Raw genomic sequence first — 23,212 nt, 5'->3', positions numbered from 1 at the left:
TCTAGGCAGGTGGTCGCCTTGGTGGATTCCTGCTGGTATGAGGGCGGATGAACTCGTAGCGTGCAGGGGCCGGTTGGAGGAGTTCGCTGGGGAGGTGTTCGCGCCTTTGGTGCGTGCTGATCAGCGGGTGAAGGGTGGGCTGTATCTGCGGGGCCTGCTGTTGGACGGGCGTCGGAAGTCGATGCAGCCGATGGCCGGGCGGCTGGGTGTGGATCATCGGCAGTTGCAGCAGTTCATGACGTCGTCGACCTGGCCGGTGAACACGCTTCGTGCCGGAGTGGCCCGCCGGGCGGTGGCGGTGGTGCGGTCGCATGTGTGGGTGGTGGACGACACCGGGTTCCCGAAGGACGGAACGTCCTCGCCCGGGGTGGCCAGACAGTACTCCGGCACACTGGGCAAGGTCGGGAACTGCCAGATCGGGGTGCGTGTCCATGCCGCGTCCGACACCGCGTCGTGCCCGCTGATGACCGCTCATGCCGAGGCGGCTGTGCCGCACCAGCCGCCTTACGGCGGGCTCGGGCCGCGTCCGCTGCCCCGCTACCGGACCCGGCCCATCGGCCTGCGCGAACACGTCCTGGCCGCCGGACGTGCACGAGCAGTCACGGTCACCTGGCGCAAGGGCTCGAAGGCCGCCATGTCCGCCCGCTTCGTGTTTCCTGCGTGTCCGCCTCGCCGGCCGCCGCCCGAAACCCGCCCCGGACGGTGTCATCGCAATTCGGTGGTTGATCGCTCAGTGGCCCGAAGGGGAGAACGAACCGGTCAAGTACTGGATTTCCAACCTGCAGGCCGACATCCCGCCCCGGGACCTGGTCCGCCTCGCGAAACTACGGTGGCGCATCGAGCACGACTACCGCGAGCTGAAAACGACGCTCGGACTCGACCATTTCGAGGGCCGTTCGTTCACCGGCTGGCACCGCCACGTCACCCTCGTCACCGCCGCCCACCTCTTCCTGACCGAACAGCGGACCTGCCCAAAAGCCCCTGCCAGGGCCTGACCCTCTCCCAGGCCCTGGCTCTCCTCCAACACCTGTCAGCCACCTGGACCGGAACCTGCCCCGGCCCGAGCGGGGTGTGGTGCGTGCAGATGCGAGGCGGAGGAGGGCGGCGAGACGGTGGTGCGAGGCGCAGGGAAGGTCGCGATGTCGGTGCCTCCCGGTTCAGCGCAGTCCGAAGACGCGTTCGGCGGTGCGGTGGCTGATGTTGGCGCGCTGGGTGTCGGTGACGGGTGCCGTCTTGAGGAACTCGACGGCAGCCGCGGTGTCCTCGTAGGGGCTGTCGACGGCGAACATGACGTTGTCCTCGCCCACGGCGCCCAGAGCGAATTCCAGGGCGTTGGGGTCGTCGACACCGCTGGTGGTGATGACGAAGTTGCGCTGGAAGTACTCGCTGGGAGTGTGCTCCAGCGTGCGCATCGCAGTGGCGGCGCCTGCGATCTTCGAGGCGTACGCGTGCCGGTTGTCGATGCGCGTGAGGTAGTACGGGATGCCTTCGCCGAGGTGGCCCAGAACGAAGGTCAGGTGGGGGTAGCGGTCCAGCGTGCCGCTGAGGATGAGGCGCATTGCGTGCAGCCCGGCTTCGGCGGCGTAACCCCAGATGGCGCCGGAGAGGCCGTACTCGGAGTACTGGTTCAGCATGCTGGGCACGCGCGGGTGGAGGTAGATGGGGGCCCGGTGCGCTTCTGCGGCCGCCAGTAGCGGAGCGAACCGGTCGTCGTCGAGGTATCGCCCCTCGGTGTGTGAGTTGATCATGATGCCGTTGAGGCCGAGCGGCCCCATGATCCGCTCGGTCTCCTCGGCGGCCTGTTCAGGGGCCTGCGGGGGGACGGTGCCGAGGCCGGCGAACCGAGTGGGGTGCCGGCGCACGATCTCGGCCAGGGAGTCGTTGAACTGGCGGGCGAGGCCGACCGCGTCGGCCGGCTCATAGGGCTGGACGCCGGGCGGATTCAGGCTCAGGACCGCCATGTCCTGCCCGGCCGCATCCATGCCGGCCAGGCGTGCGTCGAGGTCGAGGAGCTGGGAACGGGTCGGTTCGTTGCGTTCGACCGCGCGGGTCAGCTGCACCTCGGTCCGGTCACCGGGAAAGTGGTCGAGGCCGTGGGCTGTCTGCACGTATGCGTCCGTGACGAAGTGTTCTTCGACAGCGATGACGCGGTTTTCGGTGGCCATGCGTGGCTCCTCAAGCGATGCTGGTTCGCCGGCAGTCGGGGGCAGGAAGCAGGGAGCAGGGAGCAGGGGAGGGTTTGGGCAGCTGGCGGTTGCCAAACCCTCCCCTGACGGCAGTTGTCAGGCGCGTCGGCCGCCGTCGACCGACAGGGCGATGCCGGTGACGTAGGACGCCTCGGGGGAACACAGCCACACGGCTGCGGCCGCCGCTTCCTCCGGGGCGGCCAGCCGCCCCAGCGGCGTGGCGGCCTCCTGCTGGGCCGCCATGCCGGGGCCTGCCATATCGGCGACGGCGTCGAACGTGGCGGTCCGGGTCAGCCCCGGGCACAGGGCGTTGACGCGGATACCGTCCGGCGCGTAGTCGATGGCGGCGGCCTTGGACAGACCGACGACGCCGTGCTTGCTCGCGACGTAGGCCGGAGCGTGCGCAATCGCGTACAGGCCGCCGTTGGAGGCGGTGTTGACGATCGCGCCGCCGCCGCGCCGCTGGAGCGCGGGCAGCTCGTACTTCATGCACAGGAACGTGCCGGTCAGGTTGACCCGCAGGACATGGTCCCAGTCCTCGGCCGGTATCTCGGTGAGTTCCCGGCTCGTGGAAGGGATACCGGCGTTGTTGAACGCGAAGTCGAGCCCGCCGAACATCTCCTCGAGGTGTGCGACTGCCCGCTGCACGGACCGCTCGTCACTGATGTCGAGGCCGATCGGCTCGGCGGTGCCGCCCTCCTTGGCGATCAGTGTCGCGGTTTCCTCGGCGCTGCGCGCGTCGAGGTCGAGGACGCCGACGGCGGCCCCGCGCCGGGCGAACTCGAGCGCGCCGGCGCGCCCGATCCCGCTGCCTGCGCCGGTGACCAGGCCGGCTTTGCCCGTGAAGCTGCTCATGCCAGCGGCTCGTGGTTGACCCATACGGCCTTGTACGGGTAGCGGGCCTGCCAGCGGCGGATGAGCCCGACAGCCTCGGGCATGGCGAAGGTCGCGTTGAGGGCGTCGATGTCGGCGAGGCCGAGCTGCACGACGGCGGTGGAGATGAACACCGGGGCGTGGTCGTCGCCGGGGACGCGGATGTGGCGCCCGGCCGAGAACGCCTGGACGTGGCCCGACCCCAGCATGAGGTTCTCGACGTCCTTGAGGTAGGCGTCCAGATCGCTTTCAGGAATCGAATTGTCGAACGAAACGATCATCGTGTGCTGAATCATTGCTCCATTGAACAGGCCTTTCTCTGTCGCGTCCAAGGCATCCCGGCTCTCGTTCCATAGCTGAAAGGAATGGATAAAGTGATAGCCTGCGGACGTGGCTGATCTGGAAACGCGGGAGTTGGAGTACTTCGTGACTGTGGCCGAGGAACTGCACTTCGGCCGGGCAGCGTCGCGCCTGGCGATCGCCCAGCCGACGCTGTCGAAGGCGATCCGGCGGCTCGAGTCAGGGCTGGGGGTCCAGTTGTTGGAGCGTTCCAGTCGTCACGTCACGCTGACACCGGCCGGCAAGGCACTGCTGCATCACGGTCGGCACGCCCTGAACGCGGTCAGCGCCGCGGCAGAGAAAACGCGCCGGGCCGGCGATCGGCACGCCCATCTCCGTCTGGTGATCAAGCCCGGCTGGGAAGCCGGTCTTCTGTCGAGCATTCTGGCCGCCTACTCCCGCTGGCCTGAAGCGCGCCAGGTGGACATCATCTTCGGTGGCGCCACCGATCGCGCTGACTACGTACGCGACGGGCGTGCCGACATGGCGCTGCTGTACGCGCCGTTCGACGATCTGTCCGGGCTGGATCACGAGACGCTCTCCGTGGAGGGACGCGTGGCGATCCTCCCGCGGGACCACCGCCTCGCGTCGCGCCCGGAGCTGACCATGGCGGACCTGGAGCACGAGACACTGCCACGCTGGAAGGGGGTCGACTGGACGGGTGCCCCTGAGGGAGCCGACGGGCCGGAGATCACCGATGTCACGCAGATGGTCCAGCTGATCCAGCTGGGGCGCACCATCGCTGTACTTCCGTGCTCGCTCGCCCAGCCCGCGCACCCGGCCCTGGTGTACATCCCGGTGGTCGACGCGCCGAGCAGCCAGCTCGTCGTCGCCTGGTCGCAGACCGACCGGCGGCCCCTCGTGGCCGCCTTCATCCGGGCGGCTCTCGGGGCGAGTGACGCGCCGGCTGCGGCAGCCGACGTGTGAACCGGTGTCGGAGCAGGCACGGAGCAGGGCTTCGCGGTGGTGTACGGCCTTCCGTCCAGGGTGTGGATCCTCGCCGGCGAAGCTCAGAGGCGGCGGGGCAGGCGACTCGGCCTGACCGCCTGACTCATCCGCCCTGCGGGGCGAGTTCTCCGTCCAGGGGCTCCCCGACGCCGGAGCTTGGTGCGCAGCATCCGGGTCGTGCATTCGATGTGCTCGCGTTGGCCACCCCGGGCGAGGACGTTCCGTCCTTCGGGAACCCGGTGTCGTCCACCACCCACACCTGCGGCCGCACCACCGCCACCGCCCGGCGGGCCACTCCGGCACGAACCGTGTTCACCGGCCAGGTCGACGACGTCATGAACTGCTGCAACTGCCGATGATCCACACCCAGCCGCCCGGCCATCGGCTGCATCGACTTCCGACGCCCGTCCAACAGCAGGCCCCGCAGATACAGCCCACCCTCACCCCCTGATCAGCACGCACCAAAGGCGCGAACACCTCCCCAGCGAACTCCTCCAACCGGCCCCGGCACGCTACGAGTTCATCCGCCCTCATACCAGCAGGAATCCACCAAGGCGACCACCTGCGATTGACGACAACGCCTTGCAGCTGCGCGTGCCAGACCCCGCGAGCCCGGCATGGTCCAAACGAAAGGCCCTAACCGCCGCCCCCGGGGCCGGGCCGGCGCTGTCAGGTCCTGGCATGCCTGGTGATGTCGGCCCTGAAGTCCTCCAGCATCCCCGGTGTCACCGTCGGCTTTGCCAGGGCCAGGGCGGCGAGATAGTCCTCGGTGGTGGCGCCCACCGATCCGGCCTCCCCGCCGGAACGGTCCCGCTCGAAGGCCGCCTGGGCCGCCTTCCGCGCGGCATGCTCCATATCGGCCGGGGTGAACAGCTCGCTGGCCTCGACCAGCCGCCGCACATCCACATCGGTCCTGGTCACGGTGAACCTGGACCAGATGGCCTCGCGCGCCACCGCGTCGGGCGTCCCGATCGGCAGCAGGTAGTCGAAGCGTCCGGGGCGCAGGAACGCCGGGTCCAGCGAGCGGATCGAGTTGGTCGCGCAGACCAGCAGCCGCTCCTCCCCCTCCCGGAAACCGGGTATCAGCTTCAGCAGCTCATTGGTCACCCCGTGCATCCCCGGCCGCTCCGCGCTGCCGCGCTCGGCCGCGATCTCCTCGACCTCGTCGATGAAGACCAGGACCCGTTCCAGCTCGGAGATACCCGCGAACGCCGCCCGCAGCGCGGCGGCGAGGTTGCCCTCGTCGGCAAGACGCGAGGGCAGCAGCTCGACGAACGGCCAGCCCAGCCGGGAGGCGATCGCACGGGCGAACGTGGTCTTGCCGGTCCCCGGCGGGCCGAACAGGGTGATCGCCCTGGGCGGCAGTACCCCGTGCCTGGCCGCCCGCTCGGGCTCCGCCAGCGGACGGACCACCCGGGCCTCGATCAGGTGCTTCTCCTGCTCCATCCCGGCCACCGCGGCCCACAGGTCGTTGTCCAGCAGCCGGCCGCCGAGTTCCTCCAGACGGCCCCGGACGGTTCCGCGCGCCGGGGACTTCTCGAAGTAGGCCACGGCGGGACGGCGGTCGTAGCCGGCGTTGTGCAGGCCCTCACCGAGAAGCTCCTCCTCCGGCAGCACATAGGCGATGGTCCGCACCCCGGCCCCGACCAGCCGCCGTTCCAGCTCCTTCAGCAGCGCGCTGGCAAGGCCCTGGCCGCGCAGCCCGGGGACGATGGCGATCCGCATCACCCAGGCCCTGGTCCCGGACACCGTCGCCAGCGCGGCCCCGATCGGCACGCCGCCGCTGATGGCGACCACGGCCGGCTGCCGGGAGGTGAGCGCCCCTATGCACTCGGCCAGGGAGAACACCGACTCCTGGCCGAGCTCGGCGGTGCTGTCGATCAGATGGACGACGGGTGCGAGGTCGTCCTCGCGGTAGTCGTGGATGAGCCAGTTCATCGTTGTCACCTCTGGTCGGAAGGACCCTTCGGAAGGACCTGAGGCTATGAGCGGCGGTGTGGCAGGGCCTTCGACACCGCGGACAAAGCCGGGCGGCGCACCGTACGCTTCGTCGCTGGACGGCTGCCCGGAGTCATGGGGCCGCTGCCGGGAGTCGCTGGACGGCTGCCCCGAGTCATGGGGCTGCCGCCGGGAGACACAGGCCCGCTGCCCGGACTCAGGAGGCCGCTGCCCAAAACCGTGGGACAGCTGACAGCCACGGCGCGACTGCCCGGAGTCGGCGCGACTTCCGTGGCAGTCAGGCCCCTTCCCGCAGACCCCTGCCGACCGCCCCTGGTGCCAGCAGCGTCCGGGCGATCTCCGTCATCCCGGGGGTCAGCCGCCCCTCGCCCTCCTCCACGGTCCAGAGGCTGTTCTGCAGGACGCGCCCCAGCGTCCAGGCCCGTGCCCGCTCCCGGTCCCCCGCCATCCCCAGCACATCGGTCATCAGGTCGAACCGGTGCAGCAGCCCGCCCTCCCCGAAGCGGTTCCACAGCGCGGGCAGCAGCTCGAACCCCGGATCGCCCGCGAGCGGCTTCGGGTCGATGGCGAGCCAGGGCTCACGGCCGGCCGCCAGGACGTTGTCGAAGTGCAGGTCCCAGTGGAGCAGCCGGTCCCCCGGCTCGCCCGCCACCTCCCGTACGGCCGCCGCGCAGCTCTTCAGCAGCCGCCGGTCCGCCTCGTCCGCCAGCGACCCGACCGCAGCCGGTACGCGGTCGAGCATCCGGGCCGTGATGTCCCCGAGCCGCCGCATCCCGTCCGGCGCGGGCACGGACGTCAGCCGGGCCAGCAGCCCCGCGACGACCTCGGTCGCCGCCAGCACGTCCGGTACCGAGGCCAGCGGCCTGGCCTCGTCCAGCCGCTCCATGAGCATGGTCCCGGTCGCCCGGTCGTGGTCGAGCAGCCGGACGGCGCCCCGGCCGTCCCAGACCCGCAGCGCGACCGGCTCCCCCGCGGTCTCCGCGTCCACCTCCTGGAGCTTCAGCGCGGCCCGCGCCCCGTCGGCCGTACGCACCACGGGCAGGACGACCGCGACCCGGCCGCGCATCGGCGGCCCCTCCTGGCGCAGCCCCCACCGGTCCAGGAACTCCCCGGCACGGTCCGCCGCCACCCGGTCCTCCACCTGCTCGCTCCCGTCCGCCCGCTCACCCATGCCGCGTCCCTTCCCTTCCGTACTCCGCCCGCCCCGTCACGGCGCGGTGACCCCCGCTCCCCCGGGAGCCAACCAGCAGAATCGGGCGCATGAACCGCGTCCGCCACGCCGTCGCCTCCTACATCCGCAGCGCTCCGGGCACCTACGTCTGGCTGGCCATCCTCTTCGTCACCACCATCGCGCTGCACCAGATGTCGCCGAGTTTCGAGCGGCACTACCTCGGCAGGCGCTCCACCAATATCCATGAACTGTCCACGCACCCCGTCCAGGTGCTGTTCCAGAGCGCGATGTACATCGACGGCGGCGGCTGGATCTCGTACGCCGTGCTCTACACCGTCTTCCACGCGCAGGCCGAGCGCTGGCTCGGCACGCTCCGCTGGCTGTCCGTCGCCGTACTCGCGCACGTCCTCGCCTCCTTCATCAGCGAGGGCGCCCTGCTCTGGGCGATCCACCACGACCGCGCCCCCGGATCGGCCGTCAACACGCTTGATGTGGGCGTGAGTTACGCGCTGGCCGGGGTCATCGCCGTACTGACCTACCGGATCGCCCGGCCCTGGCGTTACGTGTATCTGGCCGGTGTCCTCGCGGTGTTCGGCCTGCCGCTGTTCACCGACCGCACCTTCACCGACCTGGGCCACTTCGCCTCGGTCCTCATCGGCCTCGCCTGCTATCCGCTGACCCGGGGCCTCGGCGGACCGCCGTGGAACCCGCTGAGCCTGCTGGCCCCCCTGCGGCGCTACGCTCCCGGCAACCGCCGGAGGAACACCGAACGGCCCTGATCAAGCGGTCCGATCCGGCGGACCGGTCCAGAAGGCAGAGGTCCTCATGAGCTCCACCGTCAGTGGCACAGTCAACGGCACCGTCAACGGCGGCATATCGTTCTGGTACGCGGACCGGGGCACCCCCCTCGCCCGCGAGCCCCTGCCGGGCGACGCGAGCACCGATGTGGTGATCGTGGGCGGCGGGTACACCGGGCTGTGGACGGCGTACTACCTCAAGAAGGCCGTCCCGTTCCTCAACATCACCGTGCTGGAGGCCAGGTTCTGCGGCTACGGCGCGTCCGGCCGCAACGGCGGCTGGCTCTACAACGGCATCGCGGGCCGCGACCGGTACGCGAAGCTGCACGGGCACGATGCGGCCGTCCGCCTCCAGCAGGCCATGAACGACACCGTCGCGGAAGTCGTCAAGACGGCGGCCGACGAGTCGATCGACGCCGACATCCAGCAGGGCGGTGTCCTCGAAGTCGCCCACACACCGGCCCAGTTGCAGCGGCTCAAGGACTTCCACGCGGTGGAGATCGCCTTCGGCGAGACGGACCGCACCCTGCACGGCGCCCGCGAGACCGCCGAGCGGATCCGGGTCACCGGGGCCGTCGGCTCGACCTGGACCCCGCACGGCGCGCGGCTGCACCCGGCGAAACTGGTCCAGGGCCTGGCCGAGACGGTGGAGGCGCTCGGCGTCACCATCCACGAGTCGACACCGGTCACCGAGATCAGGCCCAAGCACGCGGTCACCCCGTACGGAACGGTCCGCGCGCCCTACGTCCTGCGCTGCACCGAGGGATACACGGCCGGCCTCAAGGGCGCCCGGCGCAGCTGGCTCCCGATGAACTCCTCGATGATCGCCACCGAACCGCTGCCGCAGGCCGTCTGGGACACCATCGGCTGGCAGGGCGGCGAGACGCTCGGCGACATGGCGCACGCGTACATGTACGCGCAGCGCACCGCCGACGGCCGCATCGCGCTCGGCGGACGCGGCGTCCCGTACCGCTACGGCTCGCGCGCCGCCCGCGCCGACCGCGCCGGGCGCACCGAGCCCGCCACCATCGACGCGCTGCGCGAGATCCTGGTGCGCTTCTTCCCGGCCACGGCAGGCGTACGGATCGACCACGCCTGGTCCGGGGTGCTCGGCGTCCCGCGCGACTGGTGCGCCACCGTCACCCTGGACCGGTCGACAGGGCTCGGCTGGGCGGGCGGTTACGTCGGCTCGGGCGTGGCCACCGCCAACCTGGCCGCCCGTACGCTGCGTGACCTGATCCAGCAGGACTCCGGACAGTCGGGCCCGACCGACCTCACCACGCTCCCCTGGGTGAACCACAAGGTGCGCAACTGGGAGCCCGAGCCGCTGCGTTGGCTGGGCGTGCACGGGATGTACCGGGCGTACCGGGCGGCGGACGCCCGCGAACTCACCGGCCGCAGCACGGCCACCGACCGGATCGCGACGATCGCGGACCGGATCGCGGGGCGCTGAGTTCCGCGGGTTCGCGCGGAGGGCTTGCGGGGTCCGGCGAGCGCCGCCCCAAGTCCCTCCGCACGGGCGGTAATCGGGAGTTCACAGCGGGCATGTCCGTGGTAGATACGTAGACACACAGCAAACACAGAAGACGCGCACCGTTCCGGTGATCCGGACAGCGTTTTCAGTGGGTCTGGATCAGTGGGTCTGCGTTTCGACAGTGACGGTCTCCGGGCGCCTCGGCGCCGGGTGGCCGGCGACCGGGGGGTATACGGCATGTCCGGGAATGAGCAGGACGGGGCGGAGAGAAACGGCGGGCCGGAGCCTTCGGGCGGGTTCGGGCCGCCGGAGGTTCTGGGGACGTCCGGCGGGTACGGCGGCCGGGGAGGGGACGACAGGGACGACAGGGACGACAGGGGCGGCGGACAGGGCGAGCACGGCGGGTCCGGTGCATTCGGTACCGGTGGATTCGGCCCGCCGCCCCCGTCCTCCCCTCCCCCGATGCCCACCGTCCCGCCCGTGCCTCCCACCCCGCCCGCACCGGCGGATCCGCTGCGGGCGGCGGCCGTGGCGCTGCTCAACCTCAGCGGCCTGGGCCTCGGCTATCTGCTGCTCAGGCGCCGGCTCGCCCTGGCGGTGTGCTGGGTGGCGACCGGCGTGCTGCTGGCGATCGCCCTGCCCGCGGACCCGGACGGCGTGCCCGTCGGCGTGGTCGTCGCGTATCTCGCCTTCCTGGTGCTGGCCGCGGCCCACGGCGCGTACCGGGGGCTTCGGCACAGCATCGTCTGGCCACCGCACCCGACGGTCGCGATCGCGCTCGGCCTGGTGCTGCTGGCCGCACCCGTCGGCGGCGTCGTGCTCTACGACGGGGCTCGCGACGAGGCCACCCAGCAGATGCTCCTCGACCGGCTCGCCGAAGCGGACCGGCTGGTCACGCAGGCGAAGGGCCAGCAGTTCACCCTCGCGCGGGCGTACTACAACAAGGCCCTGACCACGTACCACGACCTCGACGCCCACCACGCGGACTCCCGGGCCGCCCACCGCGTCCCGGCCTCCCTCCACACGTACTACGAGACGGTCGCCACACCGTTCGGCGAGAAGAAGTACTGCGAGGCCGTCGAACCGCTCACGTATCTCCGGACGGTGCCCGGGACCTACGGCAGGAAGCAGCTGGGCGCACTGGCCGGGTGGCCCGACGACAAGCTCGCGACCTCGCTGTACGAGTGCGGGGTGACCGGCCTCGGCACCGGGAAGGACGTCGTGTCACCGAGCGGGAACCTGGGTGAGCTGCTCACGACGTTCCCCTCGTCGAAGCAGGCCGCGAAGGTGGAACCGGCCGTCAGCTCCGAGATCGACCGGGCCGCGGGCGATCTCAAGGGCTCCCGGCCGTGCGAGGCCAACGAGCGCCTGAAGATCCTCCAGGGCCAGGCCGTCGGCCTGCCGGGCAAGGAGGCGGGCGTCGACAGCGCCCTGACCGACGCGCTGCGCAAGGACGCGGCGACCGCCGGGAAGAAGGTCCAGTCTGGTACGTACGCCTGCGGTGTCGACCAGTACGAGAAAGGTGACTTCACCGGGGCGCAGAAGACGCTGTCCGACTTCGCGAGCGCCTACCGGAGCGACAAGAACCACGCCCGCGCCCAGAAGATCGCCATCGCCGCGGAGATCGCGCAGAGCACGGCGGCGGCGGGCAAGCACCTGCCGTCGATGTCGTCCGGTGGCAGCATCCCGGTCACGGTCAGCAACGACAGCCCGGACGAGGTCGAGATCCTCTACACCGGCCCGGTCACCGGAAGCTTCAAGCTCGCGCCGTGCAAGGGCTGTTCGACGTACTCCAGCGACGTGGCGGCGCAGCTCGGCGCCTGCAAGGGCGGCAAGAGCTACCCGAAGCGGACGATCTCACTGCCGCCCGGCACGACGTACTTCCTGCACAAGTCGCTGAACAGCTCGAACACGACCTCGGGCAGCAACACGGCCAAGATCCGGCCGGGTTACACGTACACGGAGTGCGCGTACGTGGTGCAGGGAATCGGTTCGGGCTACACGTCCTGACCCGCGCCCACACCCACACCCGCACTCGCCATCACGGGTGGCACCGGTTCAGAAGCCGGTGCCGCCCGTGAGCACGTCCCGGGCGTCCGGTGCCCCTGGTGGCCGGTCGGGCTCCGGGCTCTCGGCGGCGACAGTCAGCGCCCTGAGCCCCACGACAAGCCCGGCCCGTACGTCCACCGGCAGCCGGCCCACCAGCGCGGCGACTTCCCGGTGCCGGTGCTCAAGGACCGTCCCGACCAGCGCCGTGCCCTCGCCGGTGGTGCGCAGGACGACCTCCCGCCGGTTCTCCGGATTGACCTTGCGGTCGACCAGACCGCCCGCCTCCAGCCGGTCCACCATCCGCATCGCCGTCGACGCGTTGACATCCAGCGTGGCCGCCAGCGCCGCCAGCTTCACGGGCCCGCTGGAGTCCAGCACCACCAGCGTCCGCAGCTGCGGAAGAGTCAGCGCGCTGCCGACCTCGGCGAGCGCGCGTGCCGAGAGTCCGACCAGCAGCCGTGCGGCGGCCATCACCGCGGCGGTGACCTCATCGGTCTCGTCAGGGGGGCCGGCCGTGCCGGTGTCGTCAGGGGGACCGGCCACGTCCCCGGCTGGGCTGCCCGCAGCCGTCTGCTCGCCCGTCATGCGGTCCGTCCACCGTTTCCGACCGCCGGGCTTCCCACCCGGGCGGTCCTGTCCGCCGGGGCCACCCGGCTGCTCGTCAGGCCGTTCATCAGGCTGCGCGTCAAGCCGTCCACCAGCTCGTCCACCAGCTCGTTCAACAGCTCGTTCAACAGTTTGTTCACGGAGCCGCAGTAATCATTGCAGTCTGCAATGGTAGTCTGGCTACCGCTCATCCGTTCCCACCAGTATCCGGGCATCCGCAACTGGCGCCTCCCGCGCCACGGACCGCCCCTCCCGCACTGCCGCCCTCCGCACAGGGCATCGGCAGCTCCCAGGGCAATGACGCCCTACACCGCCATCGCGTAAGCCACTCATACGCAGGGGCGCCGGCACCGCTTCACCCGCGGTACGCCGACGGCCCTTCTTCCGTGCGCCCGTGACGGCACTGCCCCTGCCTGCACCACCAACGGAGGAAATCCATGCCCCCGCCCGCCCCCGCCGCGAAGCCGGAACCGGCCCGCACCCCCGGCCGGCTCATATCCCCGCAGAAGGTCAAGAGCCTGGGGGACTTCCACGTCCCGCCCCGGGTCGCGCTGATCGCCGTACTCGCCGTACCGGTCGGTGTGGTCGCCGCCCTGGTCGCGGTGGGTCTGCTCAAGCTGATCAACCTGTTCACCAACCTCTGCTTCCACGGGCGGTTCGCCTTCGGCGCCACCACACCGGGCTCCACCTCGCACTGGTGGCTGATCCTCTTCATGCCCATCGTGGGCGGGCTGGTCATCGGCGTGATGGCCCGGTACGGCTCGGAGAAGATCCGCGGCCACGGGATGCCGGAGGCCATCGAGTCGATCCTGGTCGGCGGCAGCAAGGTGCAGCCCCGGCTGGCCGTGCTCAAGCCCGTCTCGTCGGCCATCGGCATCGGCACCGGCGGGCCGTTCGGCGCCGAGGGGCCGATCATCATGACCGGTGGCGCGGTCGGTTCGATCCTCGCCCAGTTCCTGCATGTCACCACCGACGAGCGCAAGACGCTGCTGGTCGCCGGTTCCGCCGCCGGCATGGCGGCCACCTTCAACTCGCCACTGGCCGCGATCCTGCTCGCCGTCGAGCTGCTGCTCTTCGAGTGGCGCCCGCGCTCCTACATCCCCGTCGCGGTCGCCGCGGTCACCGCGACCCTGGTCCGCGAACCGATCCTGGGCAGCGCCCCGCTCTTCGGCGGTTCCCATGTTCCGGCCACGCTGCCCCTCTCCGCGTACGGCCTGTGCCTGGTCGCCGGGCTCGGCGCCGGGCTGCTCGCACTCGGCGCGACCGCCCTCGTGTACTTCTCCGAGGACATGTTCGCCAAGCTGCCGCTGCACTGGATGTGGTGGCCCGCCATCGGCGGCCTGATCATCGGCGCCGGCGGGCTGATCGAGCCCCGCGCGCTGGGCGTCGGATACGACGTCATCGACCAGCTCCTCACCGGCCGGGCCACCGTGGGCCTGATCATCGGCATCCTGGTGGTCAAGACCCTGATCTGGGGGCTGTCGCTCGGCTCGGGCACCTCGGGCGGCGTCCTCGCCCCGATGTTCATGATCGGCGGTGCGCTGGGCGCGGCCGAGGGGCTGGTCTTCCCGGCCGTGAGCCCCGGCTTCTGGGCCCTGGTCTCGCTGGCCGGAGTCCTCGGCGGGGTCATGCGCTCCCCGCTGACCGGCATCGTCTTCTGCCTCGAACTGACCCATGAGATGAACGCGATGCTCCCCATGGTGATCACCGCGTCCTCCGCCTATCTGCTCTCGGTGATCGTCCTCAAGCGGTCCGTCCTCACCGAGAAGCTCGCCCGCCGGGGGCTGCACCTCACCCGGGAGTACTCGGTGGACCCGCTGGAGGTCCATCTCGTACGGCAGCTCGAATCCCCCATCACCGCCACGTTCCGCACCGACGAGACCGTGGCCGACATCAAGCGGGAGCTGGCCGCTCCGCACGGCAGCCATGACGTCGACGGGTTCCTCGCCCAGCGGCTCTACCCCGTGATGGACCCGGCGGGGCACCTGGCCGGCGTCGTCACCCGCTCCGACTTCCTGTTCAGCTCCCACGACGACGGGACCCCGCTCGGCGAACTCGCCCGGCCCGCCGTGACCGCGTACCCCGACGAGACCCTGCGGACCATCGCCAACCGCATGGCTTCGCACCACGTGACCCGGGTCGTGATCGTCGACCGGGCCGACCCGGACCGGCTCGAAGGGCTGCTGAGCCTGCGCCAGTTGCTCGAAGCCCGCCGGATAGACCAGCACGAGGAGCACCACACCGAGCGCTTCCTCAGCCTGGTGCCACGCCGCTTCCAGCAGGCTGTGGAACGGGAGCCGCAGCCGGAACTCCAGCAGGGCGGATAGCCCGGAGACCGCGAACCAGCGGCGAGGGGCGGCCGATGCGCATCGGCCGCCCCTCACCGCTGGGCCGGCGGCTGTTCGCGTACAGCCCCTTGTCAACGGCCCCGGAGGCGCAGCAGACTGCTGCCCGACAGACATTGGATGTCTAGACCATACGTTCCACTCTGCGTCCATGGACCGAAGGAGCACTCATGGGAACGCCTGTCGGGCGACGATCCGTACTGGCCCTGGGAGTAGGCGTCGCCTCCTTGCCACTCCTGTCCGCCGCACCAGCGGTCGCCTCCCCCGGAAAGGCCGGCCCCAGCGGCGCCCCCTTCGGAAAAGATCGGGTTACTTCCCCACGGTCCGCCCCACGGCCTGCCCCACCGGCTTCCGCCTCGCAGATCGCGATCGACGCGTCCGACACCCCGGACACCATCGTGCGCAAGGCGTCCCAGGTCGTCCCCCGGCCCTCCCAAGTCGCCTGGCAGCAGCGGGAGGTGACCGCCTTCACCCACTTCGGCATGAACACCTTCACCAACCGTGAATGGGGCTCGGGCGCCGAGGACGAGGCGACGTTCGACCCGTCCGGGATGGACGCCGACCAGTGGATGCGCGCGTACAAGGCGGCCGGCGCCCGCCAGGTGATGTTCACCGCCAAGCACCACGACGGCTTCGTCCTCTTCCCGACCCGCTACTCCAACCACTCGGTGATCGCGAGCCCCTGGTGGATCCGCACCGACGGCTGCTCCGACGCCGAGCGGACCGCCACCGCCAAGGCCCGCGCACAGGCCGAGGCCCACCGCTCCGACGACCCGGCCGCCTACTGGCGGGCCCGTAACGCCGGCTGCCGCAACCCCCAGGGCGACGTCCTCGGCACCTACCTCAAGGCCGCCCGCCGGGCCGGCCTCAAGGTGGGCGTCTACCTCTCCCCCGCCGACGGCTCCGAGCAGCCGCACGCCTGGCACGCCCAGTACGTCGAGGAGATCCGCGCGAAACAGGCGTCGGGGCAGTCGCTCAGCATCGAGGAGCAGGCCACGGTCGACGACGGCGACCGCGCCCCCGGCGGCCAGGGCCGCTACGGCAGCGGAAGTCCGGTCGTACGGCGCACGATCCCGACCCTGGTTCCCGACGACGACCGGGCCGACGCGCTCGCCTCGCGCCGGATCCCGTCCTTCACCGTGCAGGCCGACGACTACAACGCGTACTACCTGAACCAGCTCTACGAACTGTTCACGCAGTACGGCCCCATCGACGAGCTGTGGCTCGACGGCGCCAACCCCTGGACCGACGCCGGGATCACCGAGAAGTACGACTTCACCGCCTGGTTCCGGCTGATCCACGCCCTCTCCCCCGACACCGTGACCTTCGCGGGCCCGCAGGGCACCCGCTGGATCGGCAACGAGAACGGGGTGGGCCGCACCACGGAGTGGAGCGTCACCCCCGCGACCGCCGACCCCGCCACCGCACACGGCGAAGGGCTGCTCCCGGACGGCCCGAGCGCCGCCGACATCGGCTCGCGCGCCAAGATCACCGCACCCGGGATCGAGTACCTCCAGTGGTTCCCCGCCGAGGCGGACGTCTCACTGCGCCCCGGCTGGTTCTTCCACCCCGAGCAGAAGCCCAAGACACCCCAGCAACTGGTCACGATCTACGAGGAGTCGGTGGGCCGCAACGCCGTACTCCTGCTGAACGTCCCGCCCGGCCGGGACGGCCGCATCGCGGCACCGGACGTCGGTTCCCTCACCGCGTTCGGGGACTCGGTGACCGCGACGTACGGCCGCAACCTGCTCACGGCGGGGCTCGGCCGCCGCGACCCCGTCCTGCGCACCCTGACCGACGGCCGTCTCACCACCGCCTGGTCACCGTCGCAGGGGGCCACCACGGGCGATGTCACCGTGCGGCTGTCCGGGGCCCGCGCCTTCGACCGCATCCGGCTCGGCGAGGACATCACCAGGGGCCAGCAGGTGGAGGGGTTCGCGGTCGACATCTGGACCGGCACCGCCTGGCAGCAGACCGCGACCGGTACCACCATCGGCTACGCGCGCATCCTGACGCTGCCCGAGCCGGTGAGCACGGACCGCGTCCGGATCAGAATCCTCCAGGCCCGCGCCACCCCGCGCCTCGCGTCGGCTTCGCTCCACCTGAACGTGCCGCCGAAGTAACGTGCCGCCGAAGCAGGGGGACGGGCAAGGCTGAGCAGGCGGTCAGGCGGAGTGCCGGGTGATGATCCTCGGCCGGGCGATCTCCGCGAGGCCCGGGGCGAGTTCGCCGCCGTCGAGGAGCCGCTCGATGGCGGAGGCGACGGCCGCCGCGCCTTCGACCGGGTCCAGATAGGTCGTGGTGAGGGCGGGGCGGAGGGCGGCTCCGAGGGGGTGGTTGTCGGTGCCGATGACGGCGATGTCCTCCGGTACCCGGAGCCCGGCGTCGGTCAGCGCCTGGATGAGGACGAGCGCGTACTCGTCGTTGTAGGCGTAGACGGCGTCGGGCCGCCGTGCCGGGTCGCGCCAGAGGCCGGCCGTCGCCGCGAGGCTGTCGGTCGTCAGCGCGCAGTCGACTCGCTGGACCGGAATGCCCGCTCGTCCCGCGACGGTCGTCACGGCCTCGAAACGGTCGCGGGCGAGGCCCGCGATGACGCCGCCGGGGACGAGGCACGCGAACCGGCGGTGGCCCCGGTCCACCAGGTACTGCGCTGCGAGTTCGGCCACCGAGACGCCGTCGATCACGATCGTCGGCGCGTACGGGAGAGGGCGGCGGGCTTCGAGGAGAACCTGGTCGACACCTGCTCGCCTCAGCAGCCCCACCGCCTCCTCCGGACATCGGTCGGCCTCGACGAGCACGGCCGCGGGACGGTGTTCGGCCCACAGGCGCGCTCCGGACAACCCGCCCGCTTCGCGATCGCCGTGGATGAGCAGGGTGAGCCCGCGGGCGGCCAGCTCCCGGTCGAGGATCTCCAGGTAGGTGGCGCGCGCGGAGCCCAGCGGGAGGCGCGGCATGGGGAACAGCACGATGGTGCTCCGGCCGGCCCTGAGCATCCGCGCCGAGGCGTGCGGGGTGTAGCCGAGCTCGTGGACGGCGGCGAGCACCCGGCGGCGGGTCTCCTCGCTGATGGGCCGCTCCCGGTCGTCGTTGATGACCGACGAGACGGTGGTGCGCGAGACCCCGGCGAGCCGGGCGACATCGGCGCTCGTCGGACGGCGCTGGGCGGGGCTCACGTCCCAGTGGCTCCAGTTCGATCGGGGCGGAGAGGCAAGGCCGAGCGTACACGTGACGGGTACACGACTGGACACGTGTCCACCTGGCGTACCGCAGCCCAACGGCCGGGAAAAGAGAACCCCCTCATTGCTCTTGTTCCGGCCGCTCCGCCCGTGGCAGTCTGACCCCCGGGCCCGAGAGTGGACACGTGTCCACCCTTCTCTTCATTACCCCAGCACTGCCGCCGCGCCGCGGACCGGCGTATGACGGCAGTCGCCGTTCTCCGACGGGCCGGCGCCGCACGCTGCGGTTGCCGCCTTCAGGGGGCGCGGCACGCCACCTATGTACGCTGGAACCTAGGTACACCGAGGTGCCGCCCTCGGTCGTACGGAAGGAGCAGAGCATCATGCACGAGTCCCCGTCGTCCCCCGCTCCCTGCTGCATGCCTTCGGCGGTACGGGCGTCCGCACCTGTGCCCGTACCGGAGCCGGCGCGCCCGTCGCCACCGGGCGGCCCGCCACTCCGCGAAGCCGGCACGGACGGCATGGTGGGGCTGCCGGGCGGTGAGTTCCTGATGGGCACGGAGGACGCCGAGGGGTTTCCCGGGGACGGCGAGGGGCCGGTGCGGCCGGTGCGGCTGAAGCCGTTCCTGATCGATGCGTACGCGGTGACCAACGACGACTTCGGACGCTTCGTGGCCGCGACGGGGCACGTGACCGAGGCCGAACGGTTCGGCTGGTCGTACGTGTTCGCCGGGTTCCTCCCCGCCGCGCTCCGCCGGGGTGCACCACGCCCGGAGCGCACACCCTGGTGGTGCGGCGTCCAGGGCGCGGTCTGGAACCGCCCCGAAGGCCCGGGCAGCACGCTGGAGGACCGCGCGGACCACCCGGTGGTGCACGTCTCCTGGAACGACGCCGCCGCCTACGCCGCCTGGAGCGGGAAGCGCCTCCCGACCGAGGCCGAGTGGGAGTACGCGGCCCGTGGCGGCCTCGACCAGAAGCGCTACCCCTGGGGTGACGAACTGGACCCGGACGGCGCGTACCGCTGCAACATCTGGCGGGGGACCTTCCCGGCGAAGAACACCGCCGCCGACGGGTTCCGGGGAACGGCGCCGGTCGACGCCTTCGAGCCGAACGGGTACGGCCTGTACAACACTTCCGGCAACGCGTGGGAGTGGTGCGCCGACTGGTGGGCCACGGACCGTCCCGAACGTCTGCCGCACGACCCGCACCCCTCGCGCGACCCGTACGGCCCGCACGTCTCGCACGACCCGCGCGGCCCCGCCGCCGGGAGCGCGAAGGTGATCCGCGGCGGCTCGCACATGTGCCACCGCTCCTACTGCAACCGGTACCGCGTGGCTGCCCGGACCGCCAACACCCCGGACAGCACCAGTGGCCACACCGGGTTCCGCTGCGCGCGGGACGCGTGAGCACCCTTGACACGGCCCGGGCACCGGGTGAATCTGGCTATAAGTTCCTAAGAACATAGGTGACCCGAGATGCAGCTCGACTTCGTGATCCTGGGCGCGCTGGCGCTGCGCCGACTGTCCGGCTATGACCTGCGCCGGTGGATGGACGGTCCGGGCCGCTACATCGGCTACGGCGTGCAACTGCCCCAGATCTACCGGCGGCTCGGCACCCTGGTGGAGCGCGAGTGGGTCGGCTTCGACGTCGACCCGCGCGAAGGGAGGCCCGACGCCAAGGTGTACCGGCTGACCGACGCGGGCCGCGCGGCGCTGCTGGAGTGGGCCCACTCGCCCTTCGAACCGTCACCGCGCCCGATGGACCCCGACTTCAAGCTGCGCTTCATCTTCGCCGGACAGCTCGACCCCGCCATCGCGCTCGACGTGGTCTGCACCGAGCTGGAGTACCGGCTCAAGCACCGCGGCACAGCCGCATTGCAGTTCCCGGAGCCCTATGAACCGCAGATCCCGGGGCTGGACGCCGACTGGGCCCGTGAGACCCACATCCTGGCCCACGAGCACGGCTACGCGTCCACCGCGTCCTACATCGCCTGGCTCCAGCTGACCAAGGAGCGCCTGGAAGCGCGCCTCGGCCGCTGAGCCGGCGCCCCGGCCCCCCGGGGCGCGCTGAACCACCCCGCACCGGACGGGAGTCGGGCCCCTCGGCCCGCCTCCGGACCCCCGCCACGGCACCGCCATGCCTCTTTCCGTGTGCCCGGTCCTCTACCCGGCCCTCTCCCGCCCTCTACGACTGGAGTCCTGCGTGCGCATCATCTACGTGGACGTCGATACCCTGCGCGCCGACCACACGACCCCGTACGGGTACCACCGCCCGACCACTCCGAACTTGCAGAAGCTGGCCGACAAGTCGGTCGTCTTCGACCGCTACTACTGCTCCGACTCACCGTGCATGCCCTCGCGCACCGCCCTGACGAGTGGTCAGTTCGGCATCACCAACGGCGTCGTGGGGCACTTCGGCCCGGCCGCGCAGTTCCGGCTCGACGCCGGGCACGCGCCCGAGCCCGACCGGCCGCTGCTCGGTCAGTGGCTGGGCTGGGGCGGCCACTACACGGCCGCCGTGTCGGTCTTCGCCGAGCGGCACCGGGCCTACTTCTTCCACGGCAACTTCCGTGAGTCGATCCGGGCCACCGCCCGCTTCGGCGACGAGGAGGCCCCCGACGTCAACCGGGCGGCGACCGACTGGCTGCGCCGCCACGCCGACGAGGAGAACTGGTACCTCCACCTCACCTACTGGGACCCGCACACCAACTACACGCAGCCGGCCGAGTGGACCGAGCGGATGGCGGCCTCGGGCCCCGTGCAGGCGTGGCCGGACGAGGAGACGATCGCCGCGCACGCCGAGATCTACGGCCCGCGCAGCGCCCTCGACCTGCACTACTCGCTGACAGGTCCGGGTACCTCCCCGGTCCCCCACAACATGCCCGACGCGATACGCGGCCGCGCCGACTTCGAGCACCTGATCAACGGCTACGACGGAGCGGTCGCCTACTGGGACCACTACCTGGGCCAGCTCATGGCCACACTGGAGGAGTTGGGGATCGCCCAGGACACCGCGGTGATCGTCAGCGCCGACCACGGGGAGTCCTTCGGCGAGCAGGGCTCCTACGCCGAGCACGGCCTGGCCAACGAGCCCACCCACCGGCTGCCCCTGGTCTTCCACTGGCCCGGCGTCACCGACACCCTTTCCGCCGAGGCCCGCCGCAACGACGCCCTCCTCTACAACATCGACCTCGCGCCGACCCTGTGCGACCTGCTCGGCATGGACATCCCGGCAGGCTGGCAGGGCCGTTCCTTCGCGGCGGCGGTACGCGGCGAGCAGATCGAATCGCGCGAGTACCTGGTACTCGGACACGGCGCGCACACCTACCAGCGGGCTGTGCGCACCCGTGACCACCTCTACGTACGCACTTACCACCCCGGCTGCTTCCGGGCCGAATGGGAGCAGCTCTTCCACGTCACGGAGGACCCGTACCTCACCCGGGACCTGCTCGACGCCGAGCCGGAGCTCGCGGCACGGATGCGGGCGCACCTCGCGGAGTGGTGGAACGAGTACGCGGGCCGCCCCGGCTGCCTGCCCGACCCGATGCAGACCACCCTGCAGACCGGACCGACGTACTACAACGATCCCGTCGACTACGCCCGGCACCTGCGCGACACCGGCCGGGGCCACCTGGCCGACGACCTCGAAACCCGGCTCGCCGCCCTGAACGTGCCGGTCTCCTGGCATGCCCCCGACCGGCCCCGCACCGCCGAGCTGCTCCAGCGCTGGACCCGGCTGCTGCAGACCCGCGACCAGAGCCCCGTAGCCCAGCCCGCGCGAGCCACACAGCCTGCGGCCGGGCCCGAGCGAGCCACCCGGTCCGCACAGCCCGAGCAGGCCGCCCACGCCGGGCCCGCGCACCCGACCCGGAACGGCTGACAGCGCCGGCACCGGCACGACAGAGGAGTCGCACGATGCCGATCGAAGCCGTACCCCCTGCCCCGTCCTCCCCGCACACCGCAACGAGGACAGCACCAGCCCAGCCCGGCCGGTGGCGCCAGATCAGTCTGCTCGGCGGCCTGCTGAGCGTGGACAACGGGGAGAGCAGCGTCATCCCCGTCCTCTTCCCCGCACTGCGCACCGCCCTCGGACTCCCCCTGTCCGCACTCGGCGCCCTGCTCTCGGTCGCCAAGATGGCCACCGTGCTCTGCGGCCCCCTGTGGGTCGTGGTCGCCCAGCGCTACCCGCGCAAGAACGTCCTCGCCGTGTGCTGCGGCCTGTGGGGCGTCTGGACCGTCGCCGCCGGATTCGCCCAGAACTACTGGCAGTTGCTGATACTCATCACCGTCGCCGCCGCCGGCATCGCCGGTGGCGGCCCGCTGACAAACGCTCTGCTCGCCGACCTGTTCGACGACAGGACGCGCGGCAGGGCAGCCGGCTACCTCTACGGTCTCGCCATCCTCGGCACCGGTCTGGCCGGGCCACTCCTCGGCGGCCTCGCTGATGTGAAGGACGGCTGGCGCTACGGCTTCTTCGCCATGGGCGGCGTCCAGATCGCGTTCGGCCTGCTGGCCCTGGCCTTCCTGCGTGACCCGGGCGTGGGCGCGTCCGAACCCCAGCTCGCCGCGCTGAAGGCCAGGTCCCGCTCCGCGGGGGCACTCGACCGGCGGAGGCTGCGCGAGCTCGCGCGCAATCGCACCCTGGTCCTGCTCTGCCTTCAGCGACTGACCACTGGTCAGTTCGTGCTCCTGGGATTCGGGGTGACCTTCCTCGTGGACGTGCGCGGCTTCAGCAACGCCCAGGCCTCGCTGACGACGCTGCCGGTCGCCGTCTGCTTCTGCCTCGGTACCGTCCTCGGCGGCCTCACCGCGGACCGGGTGCACCGGCGCTTCCCCCGCGCCGGACGGATCGCGACGATGCAGGCCGACGTCCTCGCGTACGCCCTGATCGCCGCGGTCGCCACCCAGATCCCATGGAAGTCCCTGACGGTGTACTTCGTCCTGTTCGGCGCCCTCTCCTGCGTCCAGGGGTTCATGCCCGGCCTCAACCGGCCCTGCCTCATCTCGGCGGTCGTGCCCGAACTGCGCAGCGCCGCTCTCTCGATCATGCTCTCGGCCGAGGCCGCGGGCTGGGCCCTGACCACCCTGCTCGCCGGATACATCGGCGACGCCTTCGGCCTGCAGGCCGCGTTCCTGTGGCTCGCGGTCCTGCTGACGCTGGCCAACGGTGCCCTGATCGGACTCCTCTACCGGCCGTCCACCCGCGACGCCGCCACCGTCCAGCAGGAACTGGACCGCCGGGCGGACCACGCCCGGACCCTCGACTCCTGACCGGCCGTACCCAACCCGC

General features: G+C 71.2%; 19 protein-coding genes and 1 pseudogene. 11 read left to right on the top strand and 9 right to left on the bottom strand.

Going from position 1 to position 23,212, the window contains the following annotated elements:
• Window positions 1-37: 37 nt before the first annotated feature.
• Window positions 38-995: pseudogene (locus OG210_RS16655) on the top strand (IS701 family transposase).
• A gap of 162 nt (window positions 996-1,157) precedes the next feature.
• Here the strand turns inward: OG210_RS16655 and OG210_RS16650 are convergent.
• From OG210_RS16650 to OG210_RS16640, 3 genes are all read right to left on the bottom strand, one after another.
• A complete protein-coding gene (locus OG210_RS16650) occupies window positions 1,158-2,165 on the bottom strand; it encodes an amidohydrolase family protein (protein ID WP_371537348.1) in 1,008 nt (335 codons plus the stop codon).
• A 117-nt stretch (window positions 2,166-2,282) separates the two neighbouring features.
• Entirely contained in the window at window positions 2,283-3,041 is a 759-nt protein-coding gene (locus tag OG210_RS16645) for an SDR family NAD(P)-dependent oxidoreductase (protein ID WP_371537345.1), read from the bottom strand.
• The gene (locus OG210_RS16640) at window positions 3,038-3,355 is read right to left on the bottom strand and encodes a hypothetical protein (RefSeq protein WP_328328241.1); all 318 of its coding nucleotides are present in this window, start codon (window positions 3,353-3,355) and stop codon (window positions 3,038-3,040) included. The genes OG210_RS16645 and OG210_RS16640 overlap by 4 nt, the downstream gene beginning before the upstream one ends.
• A gap of 94 nt (window positions 3,356-3,449) precedes the next feature.
• On the opposite strand from OG210_RS16640, the gene OG210_RS16635 reads away from it, so the two are divergent.
• Entirely contained in the window at window positions 3,450-4,325 is an 876-nt protein-coding gene (locus tag OG210_RS16635) for a LysR family transcriptional regulator (protein ID WP_328328243.1), read from the top strand.
• Between the two features lie 124 nt (window positions 4,326-4,449).
• On the opposite strand, the gene OG210_RS16630 is transcribed toward OG210_RS16635, so the two are convergent.
• From OG210_RS16630 to OG210_RS16620, 3 genes are all read right to left on the bottom strand, one after another.
• A complete protein-coding gene (locus OG210_RS16630; RefSeq protein WP_371540325.1) occupies window positions 4,450-4,728 on the bottom strand; it encodes a transposase in 279 nt (92 codons plus the stop codon).
• A gap of 287 nt (window positions 4,729-5,015) precedes the next feature.
• A complete protein-coding gene (locus OG210_RS16625) occupies window positions 5,016-6,284 on the bottom strand; it encodes a bifunctional GNAT family N-acetyltransferase/ATP-binding protein (RefSeq protein WP_328328247.1) in 1,269 nt (422 codons plus the stop codon).
• Window positions 6,285-6,582: 298 nt separating this feature from the next.
• Window positions 6,583-7,476 carry an aminoglycoside phosphotransferase family protein gene (locus OG210_RS16620; RefSeq protein ID WP_328328249.1) on the bottom strand — a complete coding sequence of 298 codons (894 nt, stop codon included), beginning with the start codon at window positions 7,474-7,476 and terminating at the stop codon, window positions 6,583-6,585.
• 89 nt (window positions 7,477-7,565) lie between these two features.
• Here OG210_RS16620 and OG210_RS16615 point away from each other — a divergent pair, with 89 nt between their 5' ends.
• The 3 genes from OG210_RS16615 to OG210_RS16605 all read left to right on the top strand — a co-directional run bounded on the left by OG210_RS16615 (window position 7,566) and on the right by OG210_RS16605 (window position 11,757).
• Window positions 7,566-8,255 carry a rhomboid-like protein gene (locus OG210_RS16615; RefSeq protein WP_371537340.1) on the top strand — a complete coding sequence of 230 codons (690 nt, stop codon included), beginning with the start codon at window positions 7,566-7,568 and terminating at the stop codon, window positions 8,253-8,255.
• Window positions 8,256-8,301: 46 nt separating this feature from the next.
• Entirely contained in the window at window positions 8,302-9,726 is a 1,425-nt protein-coding gene (locus OG210_RS16610; RefSeq protein WP_328328253.1) for an FAD-dependent oxidoreductase, read from the top strand.
• Between the two features lie 501 nt (window positions 9,727-10,227).
• Window positions 10,228-11,757, top strand: a complete 1,530-nt coding sequence (locus OG210_RS16605) for a hypothetical protein (protein ID WP_371537337.1) — start codon at window positions 10,228-10,230, stop codon at window positions 11,755-11,757.
• A gap of 48 nt (window positions 11,758-11,805) precedes the next feature.
• On the opposite strand, the gene OG210_RS16600 is transcribed toward OG210_RS16605, so the two are convergent.
• Both OG210_RS16600 and OG210_RS16595 read right to left on the bottom strand, forming a co-directional pair.
• On the bottom strand, window positions 11,806-12,381 hold the full coding sequence (locus tag OG210_RS16600) for a MarR family winged helix-turn-helix transcriptional regulator (protein ID WP_371537334.1): 576 nt from the start codon (window positions 12,379-12,381) through the stop codon (window positions 11,806-11,808).
• Window positions 12,378-12,542: a hypothetical protein gene (locus OG210_RS16595; protein WP_371537331.1), complete on the bottom strand. Its 165-nt coding sequence runs from the start codon at window positions 12,540-12,542 to the stop codon at window positions 12,378-12,380. The genes OG210_RS16600 and OG210_RS16595 overlap by 4 nt, the downstream gene beginning before the upstream one ends.
• 297 nt (window positions 12,543-12,839) lie before the next feature.
• On the opposite strand from OG210_RS16595, the gene OG210_RS16590 reads away from it, so the two are divergent.
• Window positions 12,840-14,729, top strand: coding sequence for a chloride channel protein (locus OG210_RS16590; protein ID WP_328328259.1), 1,890 nt, complete (start codon window positions 12,840-12,842; stop codon window positions 14,727-14,729).
• A 188-nt stretch (window positions 14,730-14,917) separates the two neighbouring features.
• Window positions 14,918-16,870 (top strand): alpha-L-fucosidase, encoded by a 1,953-nt coding sequence (locus tag OG210_RS16585; RefSeq protein WP_371537328.1) that lies wholly within the window; start codon window positions 14,918-14,920, stop codon window positions 16,868-16,870.
• Between the two features lie 42 nt (window positions 16,871-16,912).
• Here OG210_RS16585 and OG210_RS16580 read toward each other — a convergent pair whose 3' ends face one another.
• Entirely contained in the window at window positions 16,913-17,920 is a 1,008-nt protein-coding gene (locus tag OG210_RS16580) for a LacI family DNA-binding transcriptional regulator (RefSeq protein ID WP_328328263.1), read from the bottom strand.
• Window positions 17,921-18,306: 386 nt separating this feature from the next.
• Here OG210_RS16580 and OG210_RS16575 point away from each other — a divergent pair, with 386 nt between their 5' ends.
• The 4 genes from OG210_RS16575 (at window position 18,307) to OG210_RS16560 (ending at window position 23,193) form a co-directional block, all read left to right on the top strand.
• Window positions 18,307-19,329, top strand: coding sequence for a formylglycine-generating enzyme family protein (locus OG210_RS16575; RefSeq protein ID WP_371537324.1), 1,023 nt, complete (start codon window positions 18,307-18,309; stop codon window positions 19,327-19,329).
• Window positions 19,330-19,398: 69 nt separating this feature from the next.
• Window positions 19,399-19,962, top strand: coding sequence for a PadR family transcriptional regulator (locus tag OG210_RS16570; protein ID WP_328328265.1), 564 nt, complete (start codon window positions 19,399-19,401; stop codon window positions 19,960-19,962).
• Between the two features lie 163 nt (window positions 19,963-20,125).
• Complete coding sequence (locus tag OG210_RS16565) at window positions 20,126-21,802, top strand: sulfatase (protein ID WP_371537320.1); 1,677 nt, start codon at window positions 20,126-20,128, stop codon at window positions 21,800-21,802.
• 35 nt (window positions 21,803-21,837) lie between these two features.
• Window positions 21,838-23,193 (top strand): MFS transporter, encoded by a 1,356-nt coding sequence (locus OG210_RS16560; protein WP_371537317.1) that lies wholly within the window; start codon window positions 21,838-21,840, stop codon window positions 23,191-23,193.
• Window positions 23,194-23,212: the final 19 nt, after the last annotated feature.

Source organism: Streptomyces sp. NBC_00466 (assembly GCF_041433995.1).
Classification (GTDB): domain Bacteria; phylum Actinomycetota; class Actinomycetes; order Streptomycetales; family Streptomycetaceae; genus Streptomyces.
The sequence above is the reverse complement of the archived record's forward strand: the minus strand, read 5'-3'. Positions and strand labels throughout refer to the sequence as shown.